The 25,845-nt window shown below is 59.1% G+C and carries 15 protein-coding genes, 2 tRNA genes and 3 rRNA genes; 2 read left to right on the forward strand and 18 right to left on the reverse strand.

The features are described 5' to 3' along the window. Positions 1-6: 6 nt before the first annotated feature. On the forward strand, positions 7-351 hold the full coding sequence (locus NIBR502773_RS10575; protein WP_003230905.1) for a cupin domain-containing protein: 345 nt from the start codon (positions 7-9) through the stop codon (positions 349-351). 64 nt (positions 352-415) lie between these two features. Here NIBR502773_RS10575 and mmsB read toward each other — a convergent pair whose 3' ends face one another. Together mmsB and NIBR502773_RS10585 are read right to left on the reverse strand one after the other, a co-directional pair. After that, complete coding sequence (gene mmsB, locus NIBR502773_RS10580; protein WP_027607678.1) at positions 416-1,303, reverse strand: 3-hydroxyisobutyrate dehydrogenase; 888 nt, start codon at positions 1,301-1,303, stop codon at positions 416-418. 14 nt (positions 1,304-1,317) lie between these two features. Continuing rightward, positions 1,318-2,835 (reverse strand): CoA-acylating methylmalonate-semialdehyde dehydrogenase, encoded by a 1,518-nt coding sequence (locus tag NIBR502773_RS10585; RefSeq protein WP_027607679.1) that lies wholly within the window; start codon positions 2,833-2,835, stop codon positions 1,318-1,320. A gap of 131 nt (positions 2,836-2,966) precedes the next feature. Here NIBR502773_RS10585 and NIBR502773_RS10590 point away from each other — a divergent pair, with 131 nt between their 5' ends. Then, positions 2,967-3,914: a LysR family transcriptional regulator gene (locus NIBR502773_RS10590; protein WP_065938980.1), complete on the forward strand. Its 948-nt coding sequence runs from the start codon at positions 2,967-2,969 to the stop codon at positions 3,912-3,914. A gap of 225 nt (positions 3,915-4,139) precedes the next feature. Here NIBR502773_RS10590 and NIBR502773_RS10595 read toward each other — a convergent pair whose 3' ends face one another. From NIBR502773_RS10595 to ilvN, 16 genes are all read right to left on the reverse strand, one after another. Next, positions 4,140-4,631 carry an OmpA family protein gene (locus NIBR502773_RS10595; protein ID WP_141156007.1) on the reverse strand — a complete coding sequence of 164 codons (492 nt, stop codon included), beginning with the start codon at positions 4,629-4,631 and terminating at the stop codon, positions 4,140-4,142. Between the two features lie 4 nt (positions 4,632-4,635). Beyond that, positions 4,636-5,898 carry a diguanylate cyclase domain-containing protein gene (locus tag NIBR502773_RS10600; protein WP_115488621.1) on the reverse strand — a complete coding sequence of 421 codons (1,263 nt, stop codon included), beginning with the start codon at positions 5,896-5,898 and terminating at the stop codon, positions 4,636-4,638. After that, complete coding sequence (locus NIBR502773_RS10605; RefSeq protein WP_141156008.1) at positions 5,895-6,461, reverse strand: YfiR family protein; 567 nt, start codon at positions 6,459-6,461, stop codon at positions 5,895-5,897. Before NIBR502773_RS10605 ends, NIBR502773_RS10600 begins: the two co-directional genes overlap by 4 nt. A 12-nt stretch (positions 6,462-6,473) precedes the next feature. After that, positions 6,474-8,579, reverse strand: a complete 2,106-nt coding sequence (gene recD / locus NIBR502773_RS10610) for an exodeoxyribonuclease V subunit alpha (RefSeq protein WP_141156009.1) — start codon at positions 8,577-8,579, stop codon at positions 6,474-6,476. Continuing rightward, positions 8,576-12,250 (reverse strand): exodeoxyribonuclease V subunit beta, encoded by a 3,675-nt coding sequence (gene recB / locus NIBR502773_RS10615; RefSeq protein ID WP_141156010.1) that lies wholly within the window; start codon positions 12,248-12,250, stop codon positions 8,576-8,578. Before recB ends, recD begins: the two co-directional genes overlap by 4 nt. After that, on the reverse strand, positions 12,247-15,696 hold the full coding sequence (recC, locus tag NIBR502773_RS10620) for an exodeoxyribonuclease V subunit gamma (protein ID WP_141156011.1): 3,450 nt from the start codon (positions 15,694-15,696) through the stop codon (positions 12,247-12,249). The genes recB and recC overlap by 4 nt, the downstream gene beginning before the upstream one ends. A 136-nt stretch (positions 15,697-15,832) precedes the next feature. Next, a 5S ribosomal RNA gene (gene rrf, locus NIBR502773_RS10625) occupies positions 15,833-15,948 on the reverse strand. 152 nt (positions 15,949-16,100) lie between these two features. Beyond that, positions 16,101-18,992: ribosomal RNA gene (locus NIBR502773_RS10630) — 23S ribosomal RNA — on the reverse strand. Between the two features lie 249 nt (positions 18,993-19,241). Beyond that, a tRNA-Ala gene (locus NIBR502773_RS10635) sits at positions 19,242-19,317 on the reverse strand. Between the two features lie 30 nt (positions 19,318-19,347). Beyond that, positions 19,348-19,424, reverse strand: a tRNA-Ile gene (locus NIBR502773_RS10640). A gap of 82 nt (positions 19,425-19,506) precedes the next feature. Further along, a 16S ribosomal RNA gene (locus tag NIBR502773_RS10645) occupies positions 19,507-21,043 on the reverse strand. Together the 16S, 23S and 5S rRNA genes with 2 tRNA genes alongside form the textbook arrangement of a ribosomal RNA operon. Before the next feature lie 544 nt (positions 21,044-21,587). Continuing rightward, the gene (gene msrQ / locus NIBR502773_RS10650; protein ID WP_141156012.1) at positions 21,588-22,208 is read right to left on the reverse strand and encodes a protein-methionine-sulfoxide reductase heme-binding subunit MsrQ; all 621 of its coding nucleotides are present in this window, start codon (positions 22,206-22,208) and stop codon (positions 21,588-21,590) included. After that, complete coding sequence (gene msrP / locus NIBR502773_RS10655; protein WP_141156013.1) at positions 22,208-23,221, reverse strand: protein-methionine-sulfoxide reductase catalytic subunit MsrP; 1,014 nt, start codon at positions 23,219-23,221, stop codon at positions 22,208-22,210. Before msrP ends, msrQ begins: the two co-directional genes overlap by 1 nt. A 63-nt stretch (positions 23,222-23,284) precedes the next feature. Continuing rightward, complete coding sequence (gene pssA / locus NIBR502773_RS10660; protein ID WP_027605398.1) at positions 23,285-24,142, reverse strand: CDP-diacylglycerol--serine O-phosphatidyltransferase; 858 nt, start codon at positions 24,140-24,142, stop codon at positions 23,285-23,287. Between the two features lie 145 nt (positions 24,143-24,287). Further along, positions 24,288-25,304, reverse strand: coding sequence for a ketol-acid reductoisomerase (ilvC, locus tag NIBR502773_RS10665; protein WP_003176099.1), 1,017 nt, complete (start codon positions 25,302-25,304; stop codon positions 24,288-24,290). 47 nt (positions 25,305-25,351) lie between these two features. After that, the gene (gene ilvN, locus NIBR502773_RS10670) at positions 25,352-25,843 is read right to left on the reverse strand and encodes an acetolactate synthase small subunit (RefSeq protein WP_003176102.1); all 492 of its coding nucleotides are present in this window, start codon (positions 25,841-25,843) and stop codon (positions 25,352-25,354) included. Positions 25,844-25,845: the final 2 nt, after the last annotated feature.

The following is a 25,845-nucleotide window of genomic DNA, read 5'->3' on the forward strand; positions in this document are numbered from 1 at the left end:
GTCATCATGTCCAAGCCCATCACCGTACTGCGCGACACCCATCCCCTGCCGGTCCTGGATGCCTGCAAATGGGAAAAGCTCGAAGGCGACCCGCACACCGTCAACCTCAACGCCTACACCAGCGAAGACGGCAGCAAGATCATGGGCACCTGGATCTGCACGCCGGGCAAGTGGTATGTCGAATACGTGAAATGGGAATACTGCCATTTCCAGGAAGGCTACTGCGTGATCACGCCTGAGGGGATGGAGCCGATTCACTTGCGGGCAGGGGATATCTTTGTGGTGGAGCCAGGGATGAAGGGGACGTGGGAAGTGGTCGAGACGGTACGTAAGTATTTTGTGTTTGCTTAAGCCGCCTCTTCCAGTGAACTGATTTTTTGTGGTGAGCGGGACAAGCCCGCTCGCCACCGTCAGTTTATTCGGGTTTGCGATAGCTGTTGATGATCGCCGAAAAGTCCTTGCCCCCTTCGCCGCGCTGACTCATCGATTGATATAACTGCTGGGCCACGGCGCCCAGAATCACCGGTTGCTTGGCCTGGCGCGCCGCTTCGGTGGCCAGCCCCAGGTCCTTGAGCATCAAATCGGCGCCGAACCCGCCGGTATAGCCACGGGACGACGGCGCGGTTTCGATCACGCCCGGCCATGGGTTGTAGGTGTCGGAACTCCAGCAGCGCCCGGTGGAGCTGTTGATGATCCCGGCCAGCACCTGGGTATCGATGCCCAGCGCGTCGCCCAAGGCCATGGCTTCGCTGACACCGACCATGCTGATGCCGAGCAGCAGGTTGTTGCAGATCTTGGCGATTTGCCCGGTGCCCACATCGCCGCAGTGCACGATGTTGCGGCCCATCTGTGCCAGCACCGGTTGCAGGGTGGCGAACAGTTCCGGGGTGGCGCCGACCATGAAGGTCAGGGTCCCGGCCTGCGCCCCGCCGGTGCCGCCGGAGACCGGTGCGTCGGCCATCACCACGCCTTGCTTGGCGGCAGCAGCGGCGACGTCGCGCGCAGTCTGTGGGTCGATGGTGCTGCAATCCACCGCGGGCACGCCGTTGCCGATCCCCGCCAGTACACCGTCTTCATTCAGCCAGACACTGCGCACATGGGCGGCGGCGGGCAGCATGGTGATCACCAGCTCGGCGCCTTGGGCAGCGTCACGCGGCGAGTCGCTGATGTTGCCGCCCAATTCGGCGAGTTCCTTGAGCACCGTCTGGTTCAGGTCGAACAGGTTCAGCCCATGGCCGGCCTTGATCAGGTTGCGGGCCATCGGTGCGCCCATGTTGCCCAAGCCGATAAATGCAATCTTCATGGTCGTCTCCCGAATCAGCGCAGGTTGATGGTGGTGTTGACGCCATCGTTGACCGTGTCGTCGTCAAACCAGCGGCTGGTGACGGTCTTGGTCTGGGTGTAGAACTGCACCACTTGCTTGCCGTACGGGCCGAGGTCACCGAGCTTGGAGCCACGGGAACCGGTGAAGCTGAAGAACGGCACCGGCACCGGGATCGGGATGTTGATACCGACCTGGCCCACATCGATTTCGCTCTGGAATTTACGCGCCGCCGCCCCGCTCTGGGTGAACAGGCCGGTGCCGTTGCCGAACGGGTTGGCGTTGACCAGCGCAATCGCCTGATCGAGGGTGTCGACTTCCAGCACCACCAGCACCGGGCCGAAGATTTCCTGGGTGTAGATCTGCATATCGGTGGTCACGCCCGAGAACAGGGTCGGGCCGACGAAGTTGCCGTGCTCGAAGCCCGGTACCTTGATGTCGCGGCCGTCCAGCTCGAGCTTGGCGCCTTCTTTCACGCCGCTTTCAATCAGCTCCAGGATACGGGCCTTGGCGCGCTTGGAGATCACCGGGCCGACATCCGTGCCCGCTTCGCTGCCGGCGTTGACCTTGAGCTTTTGCGCCAGCGCTTTCAGATCCGGCAGCCATTGCTTGGCCGCCCCCACCAGCACCACCACCGAGGTGGCCATGCAACGTTGGCCCGCCGCGCCGAAACCGGCACCGACGAGGGCATTGAGGGTATGTTCACGGTTGGCATCCGGCAGCACCACGGCGTGGTTCTTGGCGCCCATCATCGACTGCACGCGCTTGCCGTGCTTGCCGGCCAGGTCATAGACGTGAGTGCCGACGGCAGTCGAGCCAACGAAGGACACGGCCTTGATGTCTTTATGGGTGCACAGCGCATCCACCACGTCCTTGCCGCCGTGCACCACGTTGAGCACACCCGCCGGTACGCCGGCTTCCAGCGCCAGCTCCACCAGCAGCAGGGTCGACAGCGGGTCCTGTTCGGACGGCTTGAGAACGAAGGTGTTACCGCAGGCGATGGCCATCGGGAACATCCACAGCGGAATCATCGCCGGGAAGTTGAACGGGGTAATGCCGGCACACACGCCGATGGGTTGGCGCAGGGTGTAGGTATCGACGCCGCCGGCGACGTTCTCGGCGAACTCACCCATTTGCAGGGTGCCGATGGAGCAGGCGTGCTCCACCACTTCCAGGCCACGGAAAATATCGCCCTCGGCATCGGCAATGGTCTTGCCCTGCTCGGCGCTCAGGACCACCGCGATGCGCTTGGAGTGTTCGCGGATCAAGGCTTGCAGCTTGAGCATGATGCGCATGCGCGCGCCGATCGGCGTCAGCTTCCAGGTCTGGAAGGCTTGATGGGCGGCGTCGATGGCGGCATTGACTTCATCAGCCGTGGCGAACGGGACTTTGGCCAGCACTTGCTGGGTGGCCGGGTTGACGATGTCTTGCCAATGGGTGGTCCTGGACTCGACCCACTCACCGTTGATGAGCAACTTGACCTGTTGCACGGAAATATCGGCAGATGCGTTCATGTGGTCTCCAACTCTTATATTTATACAGAGACAAGGCGCTTGAATCGCCTTGAAGAATGAGGCGTTCGGACTGTTTTTGGAGTATAGATGTGCAAATCTCTAATAAGAACGCACATAAAAGCCGGTCCAATATGCAAAAAAACATCACATCACTGGGCTCCCTGAATTGGGATGACCTGAAGTTTTTCCTCGAAGTGGCCCGCACCCGCAAGGCCAGCGTCGCTGCCAAGCGCCTGGCGGTGGACTACACCACCGTGTCGCGGCGCATCAGCTCATTGGAAGTGTCCCTCGGCACGCTGCTGTTCGAAAAATCCCGGACCAACGGCTTCGTCCTCACCCCCGAAGGCCAGCGTTTGCTTGGGTATGCCGAGTCCATCGAAAGCACCCTGCACATGGCCTGCGAACAGGTGTCCGGCTCCGGCGTGGCGCTGTCCGGCCATGTGCGCATGGGTTGCACCGAAGGCTTCGGCAGCTTCTTCGTCACCCCGCAGTTGAGCCACTTCGTCGACACCTACCCCGCCATCTCGGTCGATATCCTGCCCCTGCCCCACTTCATCAGCCTGTCCAAGCGCGAAGCCGACATCGTCATCGCCCTGGAACGCCCGGAACACGGGCCCTACGTATGCTGCAAACTGTGTGACTACAAACTGCAGCTGTACGCGACCCAGGAATACCTCGACCAACACCCGCCCATCCAGCGCCCGGCCGATTTAGCCGAGCATCCGTTTATCAGCTATGTGGATGATCTGGCCTTCAGCTCGGAGCTGCTGTACCTGGCCAACGTCGTGCCCGGCGCCAGCGCCAGCCTGCGCAGTACCAGCGTGATTGCGCAGTACGTGGCGGCGCAGCAAGGGCGGTCGATGGCGATCTTGCCGTGCTTTCTGGCGGCGCAGGATCCACGGTTGCTGCCGGTGCTGGGGGAGCAGATTGCGATTACCCGGCAGTTCTGGATGTATTGCCGTGAGGACCTGAGGAAGTTGAAGCGGATTACGTTGTTGTGGGATTACATCCGGGAAGTGACGGAGCAGAACCAAGGGTTGTTGATGGGGGAGACGCGGGAGATGCGGTTTGCGGATTAAAGGGCTGGGCTGCGCGGTGTCTCTGATAGATGGGCAAGGCCGTGGTGGGTGACTTGACGCAGGCGATGACGCCGGGCAGTTAAGCGAACATCATTCAAATGTGGGAGGGGGCTTGCCCCCGATAGCGGAGTGACAGAACCAGATGGACTGGCTGACACACTGCTATCGGGGGCAAGCCCCCTCCCACATTTTGATTGGATTTCAGATTGAAATCGGGCTGCCGGCTCAGTCCGCGATCACCACAATCGACACCCGCCGATTCTCGGTACGCCCTGCCGCTGTGTCGTTGGCGGCCACCGGTTTACTGCTGCCCAGCCCACGCAGCTGGATGTTTTCTTCTTTCATGCCCACGCCTTGCAGCACCGTGGCCACGCTTTTCGCGCGGCGCAGGGACAGTTGCTGGTTGTAGGTTTCCTTGCCCGAGCCGTCGGTGTGGCCATCGACGCGTACGCGCTCGATGCCTACACCCAGCAGGGCCTTGCCGATGCGCTGGACGATGTCGGTGCTGGGTGGGTTAAGGGTTTCGACGTCACTGCCAAACAGCACTTTGCCGGACAGGCCGAACGCCCAGCCGTCATCGGTAAGCTCGAAGCCCTGTTGCTTGAGGACGGCGACTTGCGCCGGGGTCAGGCCTTTGGGAGGCGCCGTCTGGCAGCCGCCCAGGGCGAGCAAAGCCACCAGCAGGGTGATAAACATAAAACGCGCGGTCGAGAACAAGGGATCAACTCCTGTGTTGAACGTTGACGACGGGGCTCTCCGGCTCCGCCGTTTGCTGGCCGCCCGAGGACAAACGCTTGGCCTGGTACATCGCGGCATCGGCGGCATTGAGCAAGGTGCCGGGTGTGACGCCATGTTCGGGGTAGATGGCGATCCCGATACTGAGGGAGGTCAATACCTGGGTGCTGCCGGGCACGGCAATCGGCATGTCCATGCTGGCGATGATTTTTTCGGCGATGCGCTGGGCGTCTTCGACTTTGTGCAGCGGCGCCAGCAGGATGGCGAACTCGTCACCGCCCAGGCGCGCTACCAGGTCATCTTCACGCAATTGCGCACGCACCCGCTCGGCGACGGCCACCAGCACGGCATCACCGGCGGCATGGCCGAAGCTGTCATTGATCTCTTTGAACCGGTCGCTGTCGAGGTACAGCACGGCCACCTGCTCCTTGGCTTTGGCGGCGCTGCGCAGCGCGCGAATCAGGCGGCCTTCGAAGTACGCGCGGTTGGGCAGACCGGTAAGGCTGTCGTGGTTGGCCTTGTGGGCGAGGGTTTCGTTTTCGCTTTGCAGATGGTTTTGCCAGGCTTCCATCTCGCCAAGCAAGGCATTGAAGTCGCTGCCCAGGCTGTCGAGTTCGGCGATGCGGGCCGGCGGCACGCGGCGGTCGAAGTCCCGCTCGCTGCGGGCGGCGTGGGCCACGGCGGCGAGGCTTTGCAGCGGCCCGGTGATGCCGGTCAACAAGCGACGGGCCAGGTGCAGCGCGACCCAGGCACTGAGGACGGTGCAGATCAGGATCCCCGCCAGGCCGCTGAGCAGGAAGCGCAGCAGGCTACCGCCGTGGCCGGTCAGGTGAATGCTGCCGATGGTGCGCCCCTGGTGGAGGATCGGTTGGCTGATGGGTTGTTCGAGCAGCGTATGCGCCAGCGCCAGTTCAACCCGGGAGAGCATGCCGGTTTCCGGGCGTTCCCAGTGCGCCAACAGCCGGCCACTGCTATCGAACACGTCAGCCTGGGCGACTTCTTCGGTGGAGGCAATCAGGCTGAGGGCTTCGGTGGCCGCGCCGCGGTCGTTGAACACCACGGCCGCTTCCACGGTGTAGTTGATGGACCGGGCGATCAGGTGCAGGTTGTGTTCGGCGTAGACCCGCAGCGCCAACACGCCGAGCAGGGTCAGGGAAACACTGGCCAGCGTCACCGCCACCAGCGCCAGGATCATGTGCCCTCGGCCGATGACGGAACGCAGGGTAGGTCGTACGTTCGCCGCTTTCATGTGGCGGGCGCCCGGCGCCGGGACAGTTGCAACACGCTGGGATGAATGCGCACGCCACTGCGCGCCACCGAGTCGAGGTTGACCTCAAACGAGACTTGCTCATCGCCCACTCGCAGGCAGAACAGGCTGCCCACGGTGCATTGGTCGCCGCCTTCACTGATGCTGAGCACCGGGTGGCCGATCAACGAGGCAAACAAGCGGCTGCGTTCGTCATTGCTGAGTTTGCCGATGTACACGGCATCGCAGGCATTGACGATATCGGGATGGTCGGCCAGCAGGCGCCGCACCACAACCGGACGGCCGGTAGCCTGGGTGGTGCCTTTGATCAGGTCGTCGGTGTATTGGGTCGGGCCGACGATGCACAGGCGCAGTTGCGCAGGCTCTACTGGCCAGCGGGCATAGCTGAGGATACCGAGTACTACCTGGGTGACCGCCTGGGCGCGCTGGTCAGCCGGGCCTGGGGCCTCGGCAAATACCCGGGGTGCCAGCAGGCATAGAACCGCCACCAGCAGCAGGCGTCTCCAGCTCAAACTACGCTCTGTGGGCGAGACGGCCAGGTTCATGCAGCGATTCTCTCAGGTGTTTTCGGGGTGATGCCGCAACGATAGCACAGCGTCAGATATTTCTGACTCCTGACCCAACTCCAGCATTAACCCACTCAAGCGTTTGACCTTGCGGCGCACGGCCTCTTCAAAAACCCCGCCACGGGGTTCGATCAGGCTGAACCAGCGCTTGGCGCGGGTGATGCCGGTGTAGATCAACTCTTTGGTGAGCACCGGGTTCAGGGCGTCCGGCAGGATCAGTGCGGTGTGGGTGAACTCCGAGCCCTGGGATTTGTGCACGGTCATGGCGTACACGGTTTCCACATCATTGAGACGGCTGGGCAGGACAAAGCGCACGCCACCCTGGCCATCGTTACGTGGGAAAGCCACCCGCAGCACCTGGGGGCCGCCGTCGCTTTCAGGCAGTTTGAGGGCAATGCCGATATCGCCGTTCATCAAGCCCAGGCCATAATCGTTGCGCGTCATCAACACCGGACGGCCTTCGTACCATTGCTCATCCCCCTCGATCAGCCGCACTTTGCGCAAGGCGGCCGTGATGCGCAGGTTCAGGCCTTCCACACCCCAAGGCCCCTTGCGCACGGCGCAGAGCAGTTGGAACGCATCGAAGGCTTGCAGCAGTTGCTGGGCCCAGTGGGTCCAGGCGAGGTCATCGCGCGGGGTGTCGACGGTGGGGCGCGCGCTGTGCAGCAGGTTGAGGTAATAGCGATAACCCTGGGCGCCGTCGCCCTGCCCGTCCAGCACCAGGCGCTCCAGGGCGTGGTCGTGCTCACCTTTGAGGCTGACGCAGAACAGGTCGCTGTGGCTGCGCGCGGCCAGCAGCTTGCGCGCCTCGTCGGCGTTTTGCTGGTTGACCCAGCGCGCCAGTTGGCCGATGCCGCTGCCTTCGCCGAAACGCCGTGAGTAGCGCAGCATCACCACTTGCTGAGCCAAGGGATGGCTGCCATCGAGGTCTTCGTGCAGGCCACTGGCGCTGAGGTCTTCGCCGCTAACGGTTTGCAGCCATTGGCGGGTGTCGGGGCTGTACCAGCCGGCTTCGGCGTCGCGGCACAAATCACCGAGTACGGCGCCGGCCTCCACCGAGGCGAGTTGGTCCTTGTCACCCAGCAGCACCAGGCGCGCGTGGGGCGGTAACGCATCCAGCAGGTTAGCCATCATTTCCAGGTCGATCATCGAGGCTTCGTCCACCACCAGTACATCCAGGGGCAACGGGTTGCCAAGGTGATGGCGGAAGTGCCGAGTGCCCGGGCGACTGCCCAGCAAGCGGTGGACCGTGGTGACCTGGGTCGGAATCTTTTCCTTCACGCTTTGCGGCACTGTCAGCGACAGCACTTGCTGGCTGATGGATTCGGTCAAACGCGCCGCGGCTTTACCGGTCGGCGCGGCCAAGCGGATACGCAGCGGGTTGCCGGACTCAACGGCCGGCGCCTGCAACAGCGCGAGCAGGCGTACCACGGTGGTGGTCTTGCCGGTGCCGGGGCCGCCGGTGACGATGCTGAATGCACCGCGGGTGGCCAGGGCGCAGGCGAGTTTCTGCCAGTCGATCACGCCATCGGGCGCCGGTTGGTCAAACAAGCCATTCAAGCGCTGGGGCAAATCGGCGGCGACGCGTTCCTGGGTGGCGAGACGCAGGCGCAAGGCGCTGTCGATACGTCGTTCATAAGTCCAGTAGCGGCGCAGGTACAGGCGTTTGCCCGACAGTACCAAGGGACGACTGTGTGCCGATTCGCTGCCGTCCACCGCCAGGGCGACCAACGGGCTGGCGGCCAGGGCGTGGCACCAGCGGGCGCCATCAAGGCCGTCGAGCAACTGCGACGGCAGCAGCATGGCGCCGCTTTGCAGGTCGCCTTCGGGCGGCAGGGACAGAGCAAAATCCGGCGCGTTGAGGGTTTCGAACAGGTCCAGGCACACATGGCCGTGGCCGAGTTGATGGCTGGTCAGCGCCGCCGCCAGGAGCACCAAGGGGTCCGCGTGTGGATCAAGCTCGTGCAGGAAGCCCACGAACGCCTTGTCCAACGCCCGCAGCCACCCCCGATCAACCCAACGCTCCAGCAGGCTCACCAGGTCGGCGGCGCGGCTCAAGGGCGCTAACGCCTCAAGCGGTAACGGCGACAGGCTCATAACAACACTCCTTGTTCCCAGGCAGGCTCAGCCTTGGGCGGGATGGGCTTGCCCTGGAACAGCAGGTCCAGGCCTTCGATCAGGTCCCGTGGCGGCCGGGTGAAAAACGCCCCTCGGCTGGCAGCCTGGGTGCCGCGCAGGAACAGGTACAGCGCGCCGCCGACATGCCGGTCGTAGTCATAGTCCGGCAGGCGCGCCTTGAGTTGGCGATGCAGCGCGAGCAGGTAAAGCACGTATTGCAGGTCGTAGCGGTGCTCGAGGATCGACTGTTCCATGGCTTCCTGGGTGTAGGCCGAATCGTCAGGACCGAGCCAGTTGGATTTGTAGTCGGCCACGTAGTAGCGGCCGTCATGTTCGAAGGTGAGGTCGATAAAACCCTTGAACATGCCATTGAGCAGCACTGCTTCGGCGGCGACGCGGGACACACCGTTGTGGGTGTACTGGCACACCAGCTTGTCGAGGGCGAGCACGTCGACTTTATGGCTGGCGAACCAGAACTCCATTTCGATCTGGTAGTGCTGCAGGTCGCTCAGGGCGACCTGGTCGTTATCCACCGGCAGCAGCGTGTGCAGCAGATGGCCCAGCCAGTCGCTGAGGGTGACGATCCAGCCTTCCCAGTTGCGGCGATTGCAGCGCGCGCCTACGGCGTGTTCGATGGCTTGGGAGGTCACGTTGAAGCCTTCTTCCCCGGCCCACTCCAGCAGGCCGTGAAGGAAGGTGCCGGGGTTCGGACCGCGTGGGAAACGGTGAATGTCTGCGCCGGACGCCGCCACGTCACGCGGTGCGTCGGGATCGAGGCGTTCGTCATCGAACAGCTTTTGCGCCTGTGGGCTTTCGGGCGCTTCGAGGTGGGCGACGCTCATGCTGTCGCCAATGCGCAAGGCACTGTAGGACGCGATCCACCAGTTCTCGGCGGCCTTGCGCTTGGGTAACAAGGGCGCGAGCAAATGGGCAGTGTTGCGCGGCGGATGGAACAGGATGTCCTGGGCGTCGGGCACAGGGGCGTAGTGGATGGCCGGGCAGCCGTCCTGCAGATCCAGCAGCCAACGCGCGAGGCCGGCAGACTCACTCAACGACGCACCGGCGCCGAGCAAGTAACCCAGCGCCGACAGGTGCAGTACCGAGCTGCTGCTGTTGCCACGCTTGAGGTCGGCAACGCCCAGCCAGCAGGCATGTTTGGCGCGGGTCAGGGCCACGTAGAACAAACGCAGGTCTTCGGCCAGGCGCTCATCGTCGGCCTGGGCGATCAACTCGGCGGTGGGGCGCAGGCTGACGTGGGATTTGCCGTGTTCATCGTGGTAATGCAACGGCAGGCGACTGCCGTCGACCGGCTTGGCCGAGCAGATGAAAGGCAGGAAGACCAGGTCGTACTCCAGGCCCTTGGATTTGTGAATGGTCACCACCTTGACCAGTTGCTCGTCACTTTCCAGGCGCAGGATTTGCTCTTCGCCGGCCTGGCCGGACAACGCCAGGTGTTCGGCCAGGTGGCGGATCAACGCCTGTTCGCCGTCCAGTTCCGACGCGGCTTGTTGCAACAACTCGCTGAGGTGCAACAGGTTGGTCAGCACACGTTCGCCGTCGCTGCGGGCGATCAGGGTTTGCGGCAGTTTGAAGTCGTGCAGCAGGCGACGCAGCATCGGCAACACGCCTTGGGTGCGCCAGATCGTGCGGTAGCCTCGGAACTGCATCACGCGGCTTTCCCACGCCAGTTCGTCCTGGTTCAGACGCTCCAGTTCCGGCAATGACAGGTTCAAGGTGACGCAAGCCAGGGCCGCCCGCAGCGGCCGCTCGACGTCCGGCTCGGCGCAGGCCTTGAGCCAGGCGAGCAGGTCATGGGCTTCCTGGGCGGCGAAGACGGAGTCCTTGTCGGACAGGTACACGCTGCGCACGCCACGGGCGGCCAACTCGGCGCGCACGGCCTGGGCTTCCTTGCCGTCGCGCACGAGGATGGCGATGTCCGACGGCAGTACACCTTTGAAACTGTCATCCGGTTGCAGGAAACCGGCCGTACCTTGCTGCCCGCCGTTGAGCAATTCGACAATCCGGGTGGCGCAGGCGCCGGCCAGTTGTTGGCGGTACACCGCGTTGGAAACCGGCTGGTCGGTGGGCAGGTGCCACAGGTTCAGCGCCGGCAACGTTTGGCCGTCGACCTGCAGTTTTTCCTTGCGGCCTTGGGACAACACCGGGTGGAACGGCACCGGGTTGTCGCCGTTCGACTCCCGGAACAGGAACGCGCCGCGGCCGGTTTCCGCCCGCAGGAACACGTGGTTCACCGCCTCGACCATCGCATGGCTGGAACGGAAGTTGGTGCCCAGGGTGTGATGACGGCCGAGCGTGGATTTGCGCGCGCGCAGGTAGGTGTAGATATCGGCGCCGCGGAAGGCGTAGATGGCTTGCTTGGGGTCGCCAATCAGGAACAGGCCGCTGTCGAGGTGGTTCTCTTCGATGCGGTAAATACTGTCGAAGATGCTGTATTGCACCGGGTCGGTGTCCTGGAACTCGTCGATCAGGGCCACCGGGAACTGCTCGCGGATCACACTGGCCAGACGCTCGCCGCCATCGGCCTGCAGGGCGGCGTTGAGGCGGATCAGCATGTCGTCGAAGCCCATTTCGGCGCGACGGCGCTTTTCTTCTTCGAAGCGCTTGCCCACCCAACCGGCAGCGTGTTGCAACACCGCCGCGTCGGGGGTTGGCAGCGCGTCGAGGGCGGCCTTGAGGCCGGCCATGGCGTCGATGCCGGGGTGTTGCGGCGGGTCGCCCTTCCAGGCTTCGGCCATGCCGTCGGGGGTGAGGCGGGTGAACCCGGTGCCGATGTCCAGTTGCTCGAGGGTTTCGTCAGCGGCCCAGGCGCTGATCTTTTCGAACCAGGGCTCGAAGTAACGCGCTTGCATCTTGCGGCCGTCGACGGCTTTGGCGGCTACGGCTTGCAGACAGATATCGCGCAACTCGGCGGCCCATTGTTGCCAGGGAGCCTTGATGTTTATCAACGCTTCACGGCGTTCTTGCAGGCAAGCGTTGATCAACTCGGCGGGTTCGCGGGTTTCATCCGTCGGCCGTTCGCTGCCGAACAGTGCGCGCACGCGTGGCATCAACGCTGCCGGGCCGCCCCAGTTGCTGCGTACCCAGTTGAGCGCGTCGTCGTGCATCGGGTAGCAGAACAGTCGCCAATAATCGCGCAGCACTTCGCCGAGCAGGTCACTGTGGTCGGTTTCCAGGGTCTGGGTGAACAGGCTGCCGCTGTCGAACGCGTGTTCGCGCAGCATGCGCTGGCACCAACTGTGAATCGTGGAAACCGCCGCTTCATCCATCCACTGGGCGGCGATGTCCAGGCGGTTGGCACAGGCGGGCCATTGCTCGGGGAGGTATTGCGCACGCAGGTCGGCGATCAGCGCGTCGGGCTGTTCAATCTCTTCGCGGAAGAAACGTGCAGCTTCGGCCAAACGAATGCGGATGCGTTCGCGCAGCTCTTTGGTGGCGGCATCGGTAAAGGTCACCACGAGGATTTGCGGCGGCAGCAGTTCACGGCCAAAACCGGACTCACTATCACCGTGGCCAAGGACCAGACGCAGGTACAAGGCGGAGATGGTGAAGGTTTTGCCGGTGCCGGCACTGGCTTCAATCAGCTGGCTGCCATTCAACGGGAAGGCCAGGGCCAAGGGTTTGCTGCTCATGGGCCGGCCTCCTCGCCTGTGAGTGATCGCCATGGGGCGTTGATGAGCGGTCGATACAAGGTTTCGCACCAGCCTTCGAACTCTTCGCTGGCGACCAGGGCGGCGTAATCGGGGAACTGTCGGGTGAGCGCCGGGGTTTCGCGACGCTCGCCGTCGGTGGTCAGGCCATCACCTTCATAGGCTTTGCTTGCGGCGGCGTGGGCTTTGACCGGATCGGTCTGGCTGAGCCAGGCGAAGGCGGTTTTGACGGCTACCGGCAGCGGTTCTCTCATGCCGCTGTGCCAGGCCAACAGCAGGTTGCCGAGGATTTCCCGGGCGATGGGCTGATCAAGCGGGGCCAGTAGCAACGTATCGTCGCTGGCCACCAACCCCGTGCTCAACGACATACCGCAGGCGCAGGCCACCACATGATTGACCCAAGGACGAATCAGGCGATGCCATTTGCGCGTTTTGATCGACCCGATGCTATTGGGGATGGTGGTGACACTCAGCAATCCGCCATCACTGCGTCGATGCAGGCCGCTGATCCAGCCTTCCAGCGCTATACCTTGATGCTCGAAACTGATCGGCTCTGCGGCAGTGTGTGGCGTTGGCCAGAGAGCCAGCAACTGCTGGTAGCGTTGCAACAAGTCAGGCAGGGGCTCAATGAGTTCGTTGCGCAGGCACTCGCCGAAACCGACCATTGGCAACAGGCCACTGCCTTGCAGCCGTAGGGCCTGGGCGTTGAGGGCCTGGTCGAGGTGTTCGGGCTGGGACAGCGCAGCGTTCAACAGGCTGTCGCTCAGGCTGTAGCGTTGCAGCGCGTCAAGCACGAAGGGTTCTTCATCGGCCAAGGGTACTTCGGCGGCTTCGAAGAACACTTTCAGACGCTGGCTGAAGAAGTGTTTGACCGGGTTGCGCAGGAAGTCCTGCAACTGGCCGAGACTCAGGGGCTCTTCCTGTTGGTACTGCGCCAGTTGATCCTCTTTGGGAACGTTATCCACAGCTTCGTGGAGTAACTGCCATTCGCGGGCGTAGCTGAACAGCGCATCACCTTCGTGGAAGTAACGGGCGCTGAAGGGTTGGAGCGGGTGTTCCTGGGTCATCGCGTCCAGTAGCGGTGTTTCTTGTGCGTTGTGCCAGCCACTGGCGATATGGTCGCGCAGTTGGCCGATGAGTACAGAGGCCGGGCGCTCGCTGTTATCGCGGATGCTACGGCCGACCCAGCTGATATAGAGCTGGTCGCGGGCGGACAGCAGGGCCTCGAGCAGCAGGTAACGGTCGTCTTCGCGGCGCGAACGGTCGCCGGGACGGTAGTCGCTGCCCATCAGGTCGAAATCCAGCGGTGGTTGGGCGCGTGGGTAATCGCCATCGTTCATGCCGAGCAGGCAGACGAGTTTGAAGGGGATGGCGCGCATGGGCATCAGGGTGCAAAAATTGACAGCTCCGGCGAGGAAGCGCTGGGACAGACGGCCTTGATCCAGGCCGGCCAGCCAGGCTTCGCGGACTACGGTAAGCGGTAACTCATCCTGCAGGCCGACGGACTCGCAGGTTTCCAACCAGGTTTCCCTGAGTTGCTCAAGCTGACCCAGCAGGTAGTCGTCGTGCTCGCTGCTGGGTAGGAAGAAGAGTTGCATCAGGCGTTGCAAACGCTCACCCCATTCGTGGGGCGGCGCGGGTTGTGACAGCGCTTGATGGGCATCGCTGAGAGCATCGAGCAAAGCGACCAGCGGGCCGATCAAGGCCGCATCAAGCCCGCCGATTTCGTCGTAAGGCTCAATGCCTTCGCAGGCTGCACCGGTGCCGACGGCGTAGCCTAGAAGCATACGGCGAAGACCGAATCGCCAACTGTTTTGTTCCAGTTCACTCGGCAGACCGAGCCCCGCACGTTGCTCGGCGTTGAGCCCCCAACGGATACCGGCGCCTTCAATCCAGCGATGCAGCGTAGGTAGATCGCGCTCCTTGATAGCGAAGCGTTCGCGCAAGGCCGGGACATCCAACAGGTCGAGGATTTCGCTGACGGGGAAGCGGCTGTCGGGGAGTTTGAGCAGGTGTTCAACGGCGATCAGCAGAGGATCGCGGCCGCGCTGGCCTTGATCGGTCAGGGTGAAGGGGATAAAGCGGGGATCGATTCTGTCCAGCTGACCGAATACCGCGCGGATATGCGGCGCGTAGCTGTCGACGTCGGGGACCATGACGATGATGTCCCTTGGGCGAAGCGTGGGGTCGGCACTGAAGCGTTGGAGCAATTGGTCATGGAGAATTTCCACTTCGCGTTGGGCGCTGTGGGCAATGTGGAAGCGGATGGATGTATCACGCTCCAGATCGACAGCCGGCCATTGTTCCCGAGTCTCATTGAGCGGGCGCAGTTCGAGGATATCGTCCTGAAGCTGGTTGAGCAGTGTGGTGGGCTCGCTGTCGCTGAACAGGTCGATTCGACCATCGCGAAAAGCGGCGCGGTAGCTGTTGGGATCGTCGTAACTGTCCAGCAGGCTGATGTAGTCGCGACCTTGTTTGCCCCAGGCAGCCAACAGCGGATGGGCGTGTTGGTGCAGGGTTTGTGGGTCGATGGTAACGGGCATGCCGGCTTTGCGCGCCTGGCGTTTGTATTCGTTACGCAGCAGGTCTTTGTCGGCCACGATGTCGGACCAATGGTGGCGACACGGGTTGTGCACGCACAGCAGGACTTGGCTGAAACGGGCCAAGCCGGCCAGCGCCTCCAGCGCTTGGGCGGGCAAGGAAGAAATCCCGAAGACAATCACCCGGGAAGGCAGCCCCTTCGGCGCTTGCTCAAGCGCATTGATACGTTCGATAAAGCGCTGGTGTACGCCGGCGCGGCTTTCGGCCATGCCCTCTTCACCGACGTCCAACAACAGCGCGCGCCATAACTCGGCTTGCCAACAATTGGCAGGGTTGAGTGGCTTTGACTCGCCTCGACCGTTACGCAATTGATGGCGGCCGGCAGCCCAGTCTTCCAGCCAGTCAGCGCGGTAGACCTGGTATTGGTCGAACAGGTCAGCCAGTCGTTCCGCCAGTTGGTAGCGTTTGCGCAGATCGGAGTCGTGTGTCAAGAAACGTTGCAACGGCTCGAAATGCTGTTGATCAATGAGTTCCGGGAGCAGGCGCATCAGGCGCCAAGTGAGCGGGGCTTTATCGAGCAGGGATTTTGGAGGGATTTCGTCACGTCCCAGGACCATGCGATAGAGCTGCCACATGAAGCTGCCGGGGAGCTGTACATCGATGGCGGCGGCAATTCCGCAGCCTCCCATATCGTCGTCTTGCGGGTCTTCAGCCAAGGCCAGTTTGAGCCACTGGGCAATGCCGTTGCTTTGTACCAAGGCGATTTCGTTTTCCAGAGGCGCCAGGGGATAACGGCGCATCCAACTCACCACCAGGCTGCGCAGTTCGTCCAAGCGGTTGCCGTGAACCACCATGAATCCAGCGCTGAGGGACGTCGCATCCGGCATAACGGCTTCCTTGGGAAAAGCAAAATCGAGGGCATGGACTTTAGCACTGAAGCCCCTCCCGAGGCGCTTCTTCGCACTTTTCGACCGCCCAAAACAAAACCCCATCTGCTTTCGCAAATGGGGTTTCGGAATTTAATCTTGACGATGACCTACTCTCACATGGGGAAACCCCACACTACCATCGGCGATGCATCGTTTCACTGCTGAGTTCGGGATGGGATCAGGTGGTTCCAATGCTCTATGGTCGTCAAGAAATTCGGGTACTGAGTCGTGGCCAGCTGGCCTCGCTTCAGCAAATTGGGTATGTGACAGCTGTCGGTGTTTTGTAAGATCTCGAACTTTCGGTTCATTGCGTCTTCACACACCGCAATCTGGCCTTTCGACGCAAATTGCTTGGGTGTTATATGGTCAAGCCTCACGGGCAATTAGTATTGGTTAGCTCAACGCCTCACAGCGCTTACACACCCAACCTATCAACGTCGTAGTCTTCGACGGCCCTTCAGGGGACTCAAGGTCCCAGTGAGATCTCATCTTGAGGCTAGTTTCCCGCTTAGATGCTTTCAGCGGTTATCTATTCCGAACATAGCTACCCGGCAATGCCACTGGCGTGACAACCGGAACACCAGAGGTTCGTCCACTCCGGTCCTCTCGTACTAGGAGCAGCCCCTCTCAAATCTCAAACGTCCACGGCAGATAGGGACCGAACTGTCTCACGACGTTCTAAACCCAGCTCGCGTACCACTTTAAATGGCGAACAGCCATACCCTTGGGACCGGCTTCAGCCCCAGGATGTGATGAGCCGACATCGAGGTGCCAAACACCGCCGTCGATATGAACTCTTGGGCGGTATCAGCCTGTTATCCCCGGAGTACCTTTTATCCGTTGAGCGATGGCCCTTCCATACAGAACCACCGGATCACTAAGACCTACTTTCGTACCTGCTCGACGTGTCTGTCTCGCAGTCAAGCGCGCTTTTGCCTTTATACTCTACGACCGATTTCCGACCGGTCTGAGCGCACCTTCGTACTCCTCCGTTACTCTTTAGGAGGAGACCGCCCCAGTCAAACTACCCACCATACACTGTCCTCGATCCGGATAACGGACCTGAGTTAGAACCTCAAAGTTGCCAGGGTGGTATTTCAAGGTTGGCTCCACGCAGACTGGCGTCCACGCTTCAAAGCCTCCCACCTATCCTACACAAGCAAATTCAAAGTCCAGTGCAAAGCTATAGTAAAGGTTCACGGGGTCTTTCCGTCTAGCCGCGGATACACTGCATCTTCACAGCGATTTCAATTTCACTGAGTCTCGGGTGGAGACAGCGCCGCCATCGTTACGCCATTCGTGCAGGTCGGAACTTACCCGACAAGGAATTTCGCTACCTTAGGACCGTTATAGTTACGGCCGCCGTTTACCGGGGCTTCGATCAAGAGCTTCGCGTTAGCTAACCCCATCAATTAACCTTCCGGCACCGGGCAGGCGTCACACCCTATACGTCCACTTTCGTGTTTGCAGAGTGCTGTGTTTTTAATAAACAGTCGCAGCGGCCTGGTATCTTCGACCGGCATGGGCTTACGGAGCAAGTCCTTCACCCTCACCGGCGCACCTTCTCCCGAAGTTACGGTGCCATTTTGCCTAGTTCCTTCACCCGAGTTCTCTCAAGCGCCTTGGTATTCTCTACCCAACCACCTGTGTCGGTTTGGGGTACGGTTCCTGGTTACCTGAAGCTTAGAAGCTTTTCTTGGAAGCATGGCATCAACCACTTCGTTAACTAAAAGTTAACTCGTCATCAGCTCTCGGCCTTAGAATCCCGGATTTACCTAAGATTCCAGCCTACCACCTTAAACTTGGACAACCAACGCCAAGCTGGCCTAGCCTTCTCCGTCCCTCCATCGCAATAACCAGAAGTACAGGAATATTAACCTGTTTTCCATCGACTACGCTTTTCAGCCTCGCCTTAGGGACCGACTAACCCTGCGTCGATTAACGTTGCGCAGGAAACCTTGGTCTTTCGGCGTGGGTGTTTTTCACACCCATTATCGTTACTCATGTCAGCATTCGCACTTCTGATACCTCCAGCAAGCTTCTCAACTCACCTTCACAGGCTTACAGAACGCTCCTCTACCGCATCACTTACGTGATACCCGTAGCTTCGGTGTATGGTTTGAGCCCCGTTACATCTTCCGCGCAGGCCGACTCGACTAGTGAGCTATTACGCTTTCTTTAAAGGGTGGCTGCTTCTAAGCCAACCTCCTAGCTGTCTAAGCCTTCCCACATCGTTTCCCACTTAACCATAACTTTGGGACCTTAGCTGACGGTCTGGGTTGTTTCCCTTTTCACGACGGACGTTAGCACCCGCCGTGTGTCTCCCATGCTCGGCACTTGTAGGTATTCGGAGTTTGCATCGGTTTGGTAAGTCGGGATGACCCCCTAGCCGAAACAGTGCTCTACCCCCTACAGTGATACATGAGGCGCTACCTAAATAGCTTTCGAGGAGAACCAGCTATCTCCGAGCTTGATTAGCCTTTCACTCCGATCCACAGGTCATCCGCTAACTTTTCAACGGTAGTCGGTTCGGTCCTCCAGTTAGTGTTACCCAACCTTCAACCTGCCCATGGATAGATCGCCCGGTTTCGGGTCTATTCCCAGCGACTAGACGCCCTATTAAGACTCGCTTTCGCTACGCCTCCCCTATTCGGTTAAGCTCGCCACTGAAAATAAGTCGCTGACCCATTATACAAAAGGTACGCAGTCACCCAACAAAGTGGGCTCCCACTGCTTGTACGCATACGGTTTCAGGATCTATTTCACTCCCCTCTCCGGGGTTCTTTTCGCCTTTCCCTCACGGTACTAGTTCACTATCGGTCAGTCAGTAGTATTTAGCCTTGGAGGATGGTCCCCCCATATTCAGACAAAGTTTCTCGTGCTCCGTCCTACTCGATTTCATGACTAAGAGATTTTCGCGTACAGGGCTATCACCCACTATGGCCGCACTTTCCAGAGCGTTCCGCTAATCTCAAAGCCACTTAAGGGCTAGTCCCCGTTCGCTCGCCACTACTAAGGGAATCTCGGTTGATTTCTTTTCCTCAGGGTACTTAGATGTTTCAGTTCCCCTGGTTCGCTTCTTGCACCTATGTATTCAGTACAAGATAACCATCTTATGATGGCTGGGTTCCCCCATTCAGACATCTCCGGATCAAAGTCTGTTTGCCGACTCCCCGAAGCTTTTCGCAGGCTACCACGTCTTTCATCGCCTCTGACTGCCAAGGCATCCACCGTATGCGCTTCTTCACTTGACCATATAACCCCAAGCAATCTGGTTATACTGTGAAGACGACATTCGCCGAAAATTCGATCATACTCAATTAAGAGCCACTCACAAATTTTACCTTAGCCTGATCCGTTACCAGTGAAAGTAACGTTCAGTCTATCTTTCTATCACATACCCAAATTTTTAAAGAACGATCTAATCAAAGACTAGAAATCAACATTCACCATCATACCGATGGAATGCTCATTTCTAAGCTTTCATAACGCAGAAGCAGTAGTGGTGGAGCCAAACGGGATCGAACCGTTGACCTCCTGCGTGCAAGGCAGGCGCTCTCCCAGCTGAGCTATGGCCCCGTATTTCTACAGGCGTTTCCCACACAAAATTGGTGGGTCTGGGCAGATTCGAACTGCCGACCTCACCCTTATCAGGGGTGCGCTCTAACCAACTGAGCTACAGACCCAATTTCGGGCTGCTTCTTATCGTCTTCTTCAATGAATCAAGCAATTCGTGTGGGAACTTATGGAGCAGCTGATGTCGTCGATTAAGGAGGTGATCCAGCCGCAGGTTCCCCTACGGCTACCTTGTTACGACTTCACCCCAGTCATGAATCACACCGTGGTAACCGTCCTCCCGAAGGTTAGACTAGCTACTTCTGGTGCAACCCACTCCCATGGTGTGACGGGCGGTGTGTACAAGGCCCGGGAACGTATTCACCGCGACATTCTGATTCGCGATTACTAGCGATTCCGACTTCACGCAGTCGAGTTGCAGACTGCGATCCGGACTACGATCGGTTTTCTGGGATTAGCTCCACCTCGCGGCTTGGCAACCCTCTGTACCGACCATTGTAGCACGTGTGTAGCCCAGGCCGTAAGGGCCATGATGACTTGACGTCATCCCCACCTTCCTCCGGTTTGTCACCGGCAGTCTCCTTAGAGTGCCCACCATTACGTGCTGGTAACTAAGGACAAGGGTTGCGCTCGTTACGGGACTTAACCCAACATCTCACGACACGAGCTGACGACAGCCATGCAGCACCTGTCTCAATGTTCCCGAAGGCACCAATCCATCTCTGGAAAGTTCATTGGATGTCAAGGCCTGGTAAGGTTCTTCGCGTTGCTTCGAATTAAACCACATGCTCCACCGCTTGTGCGGGCCCCCGTCAATTCATTTGAGTTTTAACCTTGCGGCCGTACTCCCCAGGCGGTCAACTTAATGCGTTAGCTGCGCCACTAAGAGCTCAAGGCTCCCAACGGCTAGTTGACATCGTTTACGGCGTGGACTACCAGGGTATCTAATCCTGTTTGCTCCCCACGCTTTCGCACCTCAGTGTCAGTATCAGTCCAGGTGGTCGCCTTCGCCACTGGTGTTCCTTCCTATATCTACGCATTTCACCGCTACACAGGAAATTCCACCACCCTCTACCATACTCTAGTCAGTCAGTTTTGAATGCAGTTCCCAGGTTGAGCCCGGGGATTTCACATCCAACTTAACAAACCACCTACGCGCGCTTTACGCCCAGTAATTCCGATTAACGCTTGCACCCTCTGTATTACCGCGGCTGCTGGCACAGAGTTAGCCGGTGCTTATTCTGTCGGTAACGTCAAAACCATCACGTATTAGGTAATGGCCCTTCCTCCCAACTTAAAGTGCTTTACAATCCGAAGACCTTCTTCACACACGCGGCATGGCTGGATCAGGCTTTCGCCCATTGTCCAATATTCCCCACTGCTGCCTCCCGTAGGAGTCTGGACCGTGTCTCAGTTCCAGTGTGACTGATCATCCTCTCAGACCAGTTACGGATCGTCGCCTTGGTGAGCCATTACCCCACCAACTAGCTAATCCGACCTAGGCTCATCTGATAGCGCAAGGCCCGAAGGTCCCCTGCTTTCTCCCGTAGGACGTATGCGGTATTAGCGTCCGTTTCCGAACGTTATCCCCCACTACCAGGCAGATTCCTAGGCATTACTCACCCGTCCGCCGCTCTCAAGAGAAGCAAGCTTCTCTCTACCGCTCGACTTGCATGTGTTAGGCCTGCCGCCAGCGTTCAATCTGAGCCATGATCAAACTCTTCAGTTCAAACATCTTTGGGTTTTTAAGAAACCCTAAACTTGGCTCAGCAATCGTTGGTTACATCTTTGATTTCTCGCGGAGTAACTTGTGATGCTGATAATCTTGTTGACTATCAGTCTGACTCCACAAGCACCCACACGAATTGCTTGATTCAGTTGTTAAAGAGCGGTTGGTTAAGAGCTTTCGTCTCAACCGAGGCGCGCATTCTACAGCAGCCTCATTTGCTGTCAAGTGATTATTTTCAGAAGCTTTCGAAGATTTCTTCAACAACTTCAACCACTTGCGCTTACGATCTCTCGTCAGCGGGAGGCGAATTCTACAGCGTTACACGCTGCTGTCAACACCTCTTTTCTCCACTTTCGACCGAGAAGATCGAATCGTTAATAGCGTCAAACAACACGACCCTACCAACTCCTTCTGAGCTTCGATGAACTGAAGCAATTCGCTGCCTTATTCTGCATAACTCATTGTTTACCAAGGAGTTTTACGTTTCGACTGCGCCGGAAGTGGGGCGAATTATAGACGCCTACAATCTGCGGTCAAGCGTTAATTACGCTTTTGTTGCAGTGAGTGCTTTTTTAGTAATAAGTCGGGGGATTCGGCGCGCCACTGACGGTACACGCAGCACCAGAAGCAACGCACCTATAGAAGCATAGATAACCCATTCCTTCAGATCAGCCCGCACGATCCACAGCATGTGCAACAGACCAAGCCCAAGAATCACATACACCAGCCGATGCAGTTTCTTCCAGCGACTACCCAGTCGGCGTTGGCTATAGCGATTAGACGTCACCGCCAACACCAACAAAGACAAGAACCCCAGCGCCCCCACAATAATGTAAGGCCGTTTGCGCAACTCCACACCCAATTGCGACCAATCCAGCCCCAGGACAAACACGCAGTACGCCGCCAAATGCAGCACTACATAAGCAAAGCACCACAATCCAAGCTGCCGGCGCACGGCAATCCACCCCGCCCAACCGCTCAGCTTCTGCAGCGGCGTCATTCCAAGGGTAATCAACAAGAGGATCAAGGTACCCAGGCCAAGCCGATCAACCAGCACCTTGCCCGGATCCGGCCCCAAGGCAAAACTCCATGCCTCATACAGCCACAATAACGGCCACACTGCCGCAGCTATAAAAACGCCAACGCGCCAGATGGGGTAACGCATCAGTAGTTCTTCCGCAGATCGAGGCCTGTATATAAAGAGGCGACCTCATCCGAGTAGCCATTGAACATCTGCGTCTCACGCACATTGGGACTGAACAGCCCACTTGGCAGACGACGCTCCCGCGCTTGGGTCCAGCGGGGATGATCCACCGTAGGGTTCACATTCGCATAGAAGCCATACTCATCCGCCGCGATACTCTGCCAAGTGGTTTTTGGCTGCTCGCTCACAAGACTGATACGCACAATGGATTTCACGCTCTTGAAACCGTATTTCCAGGGCACGACCAGACGTAACGGCGCACCGTTCTGATTGGGCAACTCGCGCCCATACATGCCAACGGCAAGAATCGCCAAAGGATTCATCGCTTCATCCAGACGCAGCCCCTCTACATATGGCCAGTCAATCAAGCCAAAACTCGAGCGCTGCCCAGGCATGCTCTTGGCATCCTGGAGGGTTTCAAAGCGGATGTATTTGGCCTTGGAGGTCGGCTCAACCTGCTTGAGTAAGGCAGAGATCGGAAAACCCATCCACGGGATGACCATCGACCACGCCTCGACACAGCGTAAACGGTAGATCCGCTCTTCTAATTGATAGGGCTTCATGAAGTCTTCAAGGGCGTAACGCCCCGGCTTTGCAACCTCACCATCAATCACCACACTCCAGGGCTCGGTCTTGAGTGATCCCGCATTTTTCGCAGGATCGCCCTTGTCTGTTCCGAACTCATAGAAGTTGTTGTAGTGAGTTGCGTCCTTGAAGGGGGTGATGGACTCATCCTTGACCGTCACCGCCTGCCATTTCGTTGCCGGCAATTTTTCGGCAAACCAATTGGGCGCCTTGCCAGGCTCAACATCGGGATAACGCGCGGCCTCGTCAGCACTGGCCCAACGCGGCAGGCTGCTGGCAGCAATGCCGGCAAGCGCACCACCGAGCAAGCTACGGCGAGAAAGGTAGAAGGATTCAGGCGTGACATCCGATTCTTGGCAATCGGACGCTTTGGGCAATTTGATTAACATGGCAACTCCGCAGCATTGGAGAACTGATGCACCAATAGACTGCGGAGTATGGGGGAAATTACATTAAGGCAACGTTTTGTCCCGACGCATATGCAGCAAGTACTGAATCGGTCCCGAAGCGGCGTAGACCAGGAAGGCCAATAGCAGAATCCGAGGAGGATCACTGAAGACCACCGCAAACACCAGTACCACTGCCAGGATCGCCACGAACGGTACACGCCCCTTGAGGTCAAGCTCCTTGAAGCTGTTGTACTTGATATTGCTGACCATCAACATACCGGCCGCAGCAACCATCAACGCCACCAGGAACGACATTTTCGAACCCTGGATGCCGTAGTCGCTGAACGCCCAGACGATACCCGCCACCACGCCCGCCGCTGCCGGACTGGCCAGACCGATGAAGTAACGCTTGTCAGCAGTCCCCACCTGGGTATTGAAGCGAGCCAGGCGCAACGCCGCACCCGCAACATAGATGAAGGCGACCATCCAGCCAACCTTACCCATATCACCCAGCGCCCAGGCGAAGGCCAGCAGTGCAGGTGCAACACCAAAGGCAACCATGTCCGATAGCGAGTCATACTCGGCTCCGAAGGCGCTTTGGGTATTGGTCATGCGCGCCACACGACCATCAAGGCCATCCAGCACCATGGCCACGAAAATCGCGATGGCAGCAAAGCCGAAATACTTGCTGGCGCTCGCCGCATCACCTGCCGCCAGGGCGCTTTGGGCACTCATTGAGTTGATGATGGAATAGAACCCGGCAAACAGGTTTGCCGTAGTGAACAGATTGGGCAGCAAATAGATGCCACGATGCCGGACCTTGCGGCCTTCAGCGTCATGCCCTTCTTCGACATGTTCATCGATCGGTAGCAGGCTTTCGGCGTCAGAAGCCTGGCTTGGCTCTTCGGGACGTTCGCTCATGGACTTTACCTTGCAACGGTGTGAAAAAAATTCGACCAATACTTGCGGCGAGTGTTCGCCCGCAAACGATGCAGCTTTATACCAGAACCCGCCCCTCAAACGAAAAAACGCGGCCTAAGCCGCGTTTTCTGTTGATACGTACGACTTAGTTTTTGGCTTTGTCGACGATCTTGTTGGCACCGATCCACGGCATCATGGAGCGCAGTTGCTCGCCGATGACTTCGATACCGTGAGCAGCGTTGTTACGACGCTTGGCGGTCATCGAAGGGTAGCCGGTAGCACCTTCGCTGATGAACATTTTGGCGTACTCGCCGTCCTGAATACGTTTCAGGGCGTTGCGCATAGCCTGGCGGGACTCGGCGTTGATGACTTCCGGGCCAGTCACGTACTCGCCGTATTCGGCGTTGTTGGAGATCGAGTAGTTCATGTTGGCGATACCGCCTTCGTACATGAGGTCAACGATCAGCTTCAGTTCGTGCAGGCATTCGAAGTAGGCCATTTCCGGCGCGTAGCCAGCTTCAACCAGGGTTTCGAAACCGGCTTTAACCAGCTCAACGGTACCGCCGCACAGAACGGCCTGCTCACCGAACAGGTCGGTTTCGGTCTCGTCCTTGAACGTGGTTTCGATGATGCCGGTACGACCGCCACCTACGCCGGCAGCGTAAGACAGCGCAACGTTCTTGGCGTTGCCCGAAGCATCCTGGTAGATCGCGATCAGGTCAGGGATACCACCGCCTTTGACGAACTCGGAGCGTACGGTGTGGCCCGGCGCCTTCGGCGCGATCATAATCACGTCGAGGTCAGCGCGCGGTACAACCTGGTTGTAGTGGATCGCGAAGCCGTGGGAGAAGGCCAGGGTGGCGCCCTTCTTGATGTTCGGCTCGATTTCATTCTTGTACAGCGCGGACTGGAACTCGTCCGGGGTCAGGATCATGACCAGGTCGGCGGCAGCAACAGCGGAAGCAACGTCAGTCACTTTCAGGCCGTGGGCTTCAGCCTTGGCAACGGTGGCCGAGCCTTTACGCAGGCCGACAGTCACGTCAACGCCGGAGTCTTTCAGGTTGCAAGCTTGCGCGTGACCCTGGGAGCCGTAGCCGATGATGGCGACTTTCTTGCCCTGGATGATCGACAGGTCACAATCTTTATCGTAATAAACTTTCATGAGGTTCCTCTATATATCCAGGCCGTAAGGCCATTCGCTAATTTGGGTTAGATGCTGAGTACTTTGTCGCCACGGGCAATCCCGGTGACACCACTGCGTACCGTTTCCAGAATCGAGGCCGTCCCGATCGACTGGATGAAGCTGTCCAGCTTGTCGCTCGTACCGGTCAGTTGAACGGTATAAACACTGGCGCTCACATCGACGATCTGCCCGCGATAAATATCGGTAGTGCGCTTGATCTCGGCACGCTGGGCACCCGTGGCCTTGACCTTGACCAGCATCAGCTCGCGCTCGATGTGGGCACTCTCCGACAGGTCGACCAGCTTGACCACTTCGATCAGCTTGTTGAGGTTCTTGGTGATCTGCTCGATCACCTCATCGTGGCCCACGGTGGTCAACGTCAGGCGCGACAAAGTCGGGTCTTCGGTCGGCGCCACGGTCAGGCTTTCGATGTTGTAGTTGCGTTGCGAAAACAGGCCGACAACACGAGACAGAGCGCCGGGTTCGTTCTCCAGAAGCAGGGAGATAATGTGCCGCATGA

The sequence above is a fragment of the Pseudomonas sp. NIBRBAC000502773 genome, assembly GCF_006517195.1.
Taxonomy (GTDB): Bacteria; Pseudomonadota; Gammaproteobacteria; order Pseudomonadales; family Pseudomonadaceae; genus Aquipseudomonas; species Aquipseudomonas marginalis.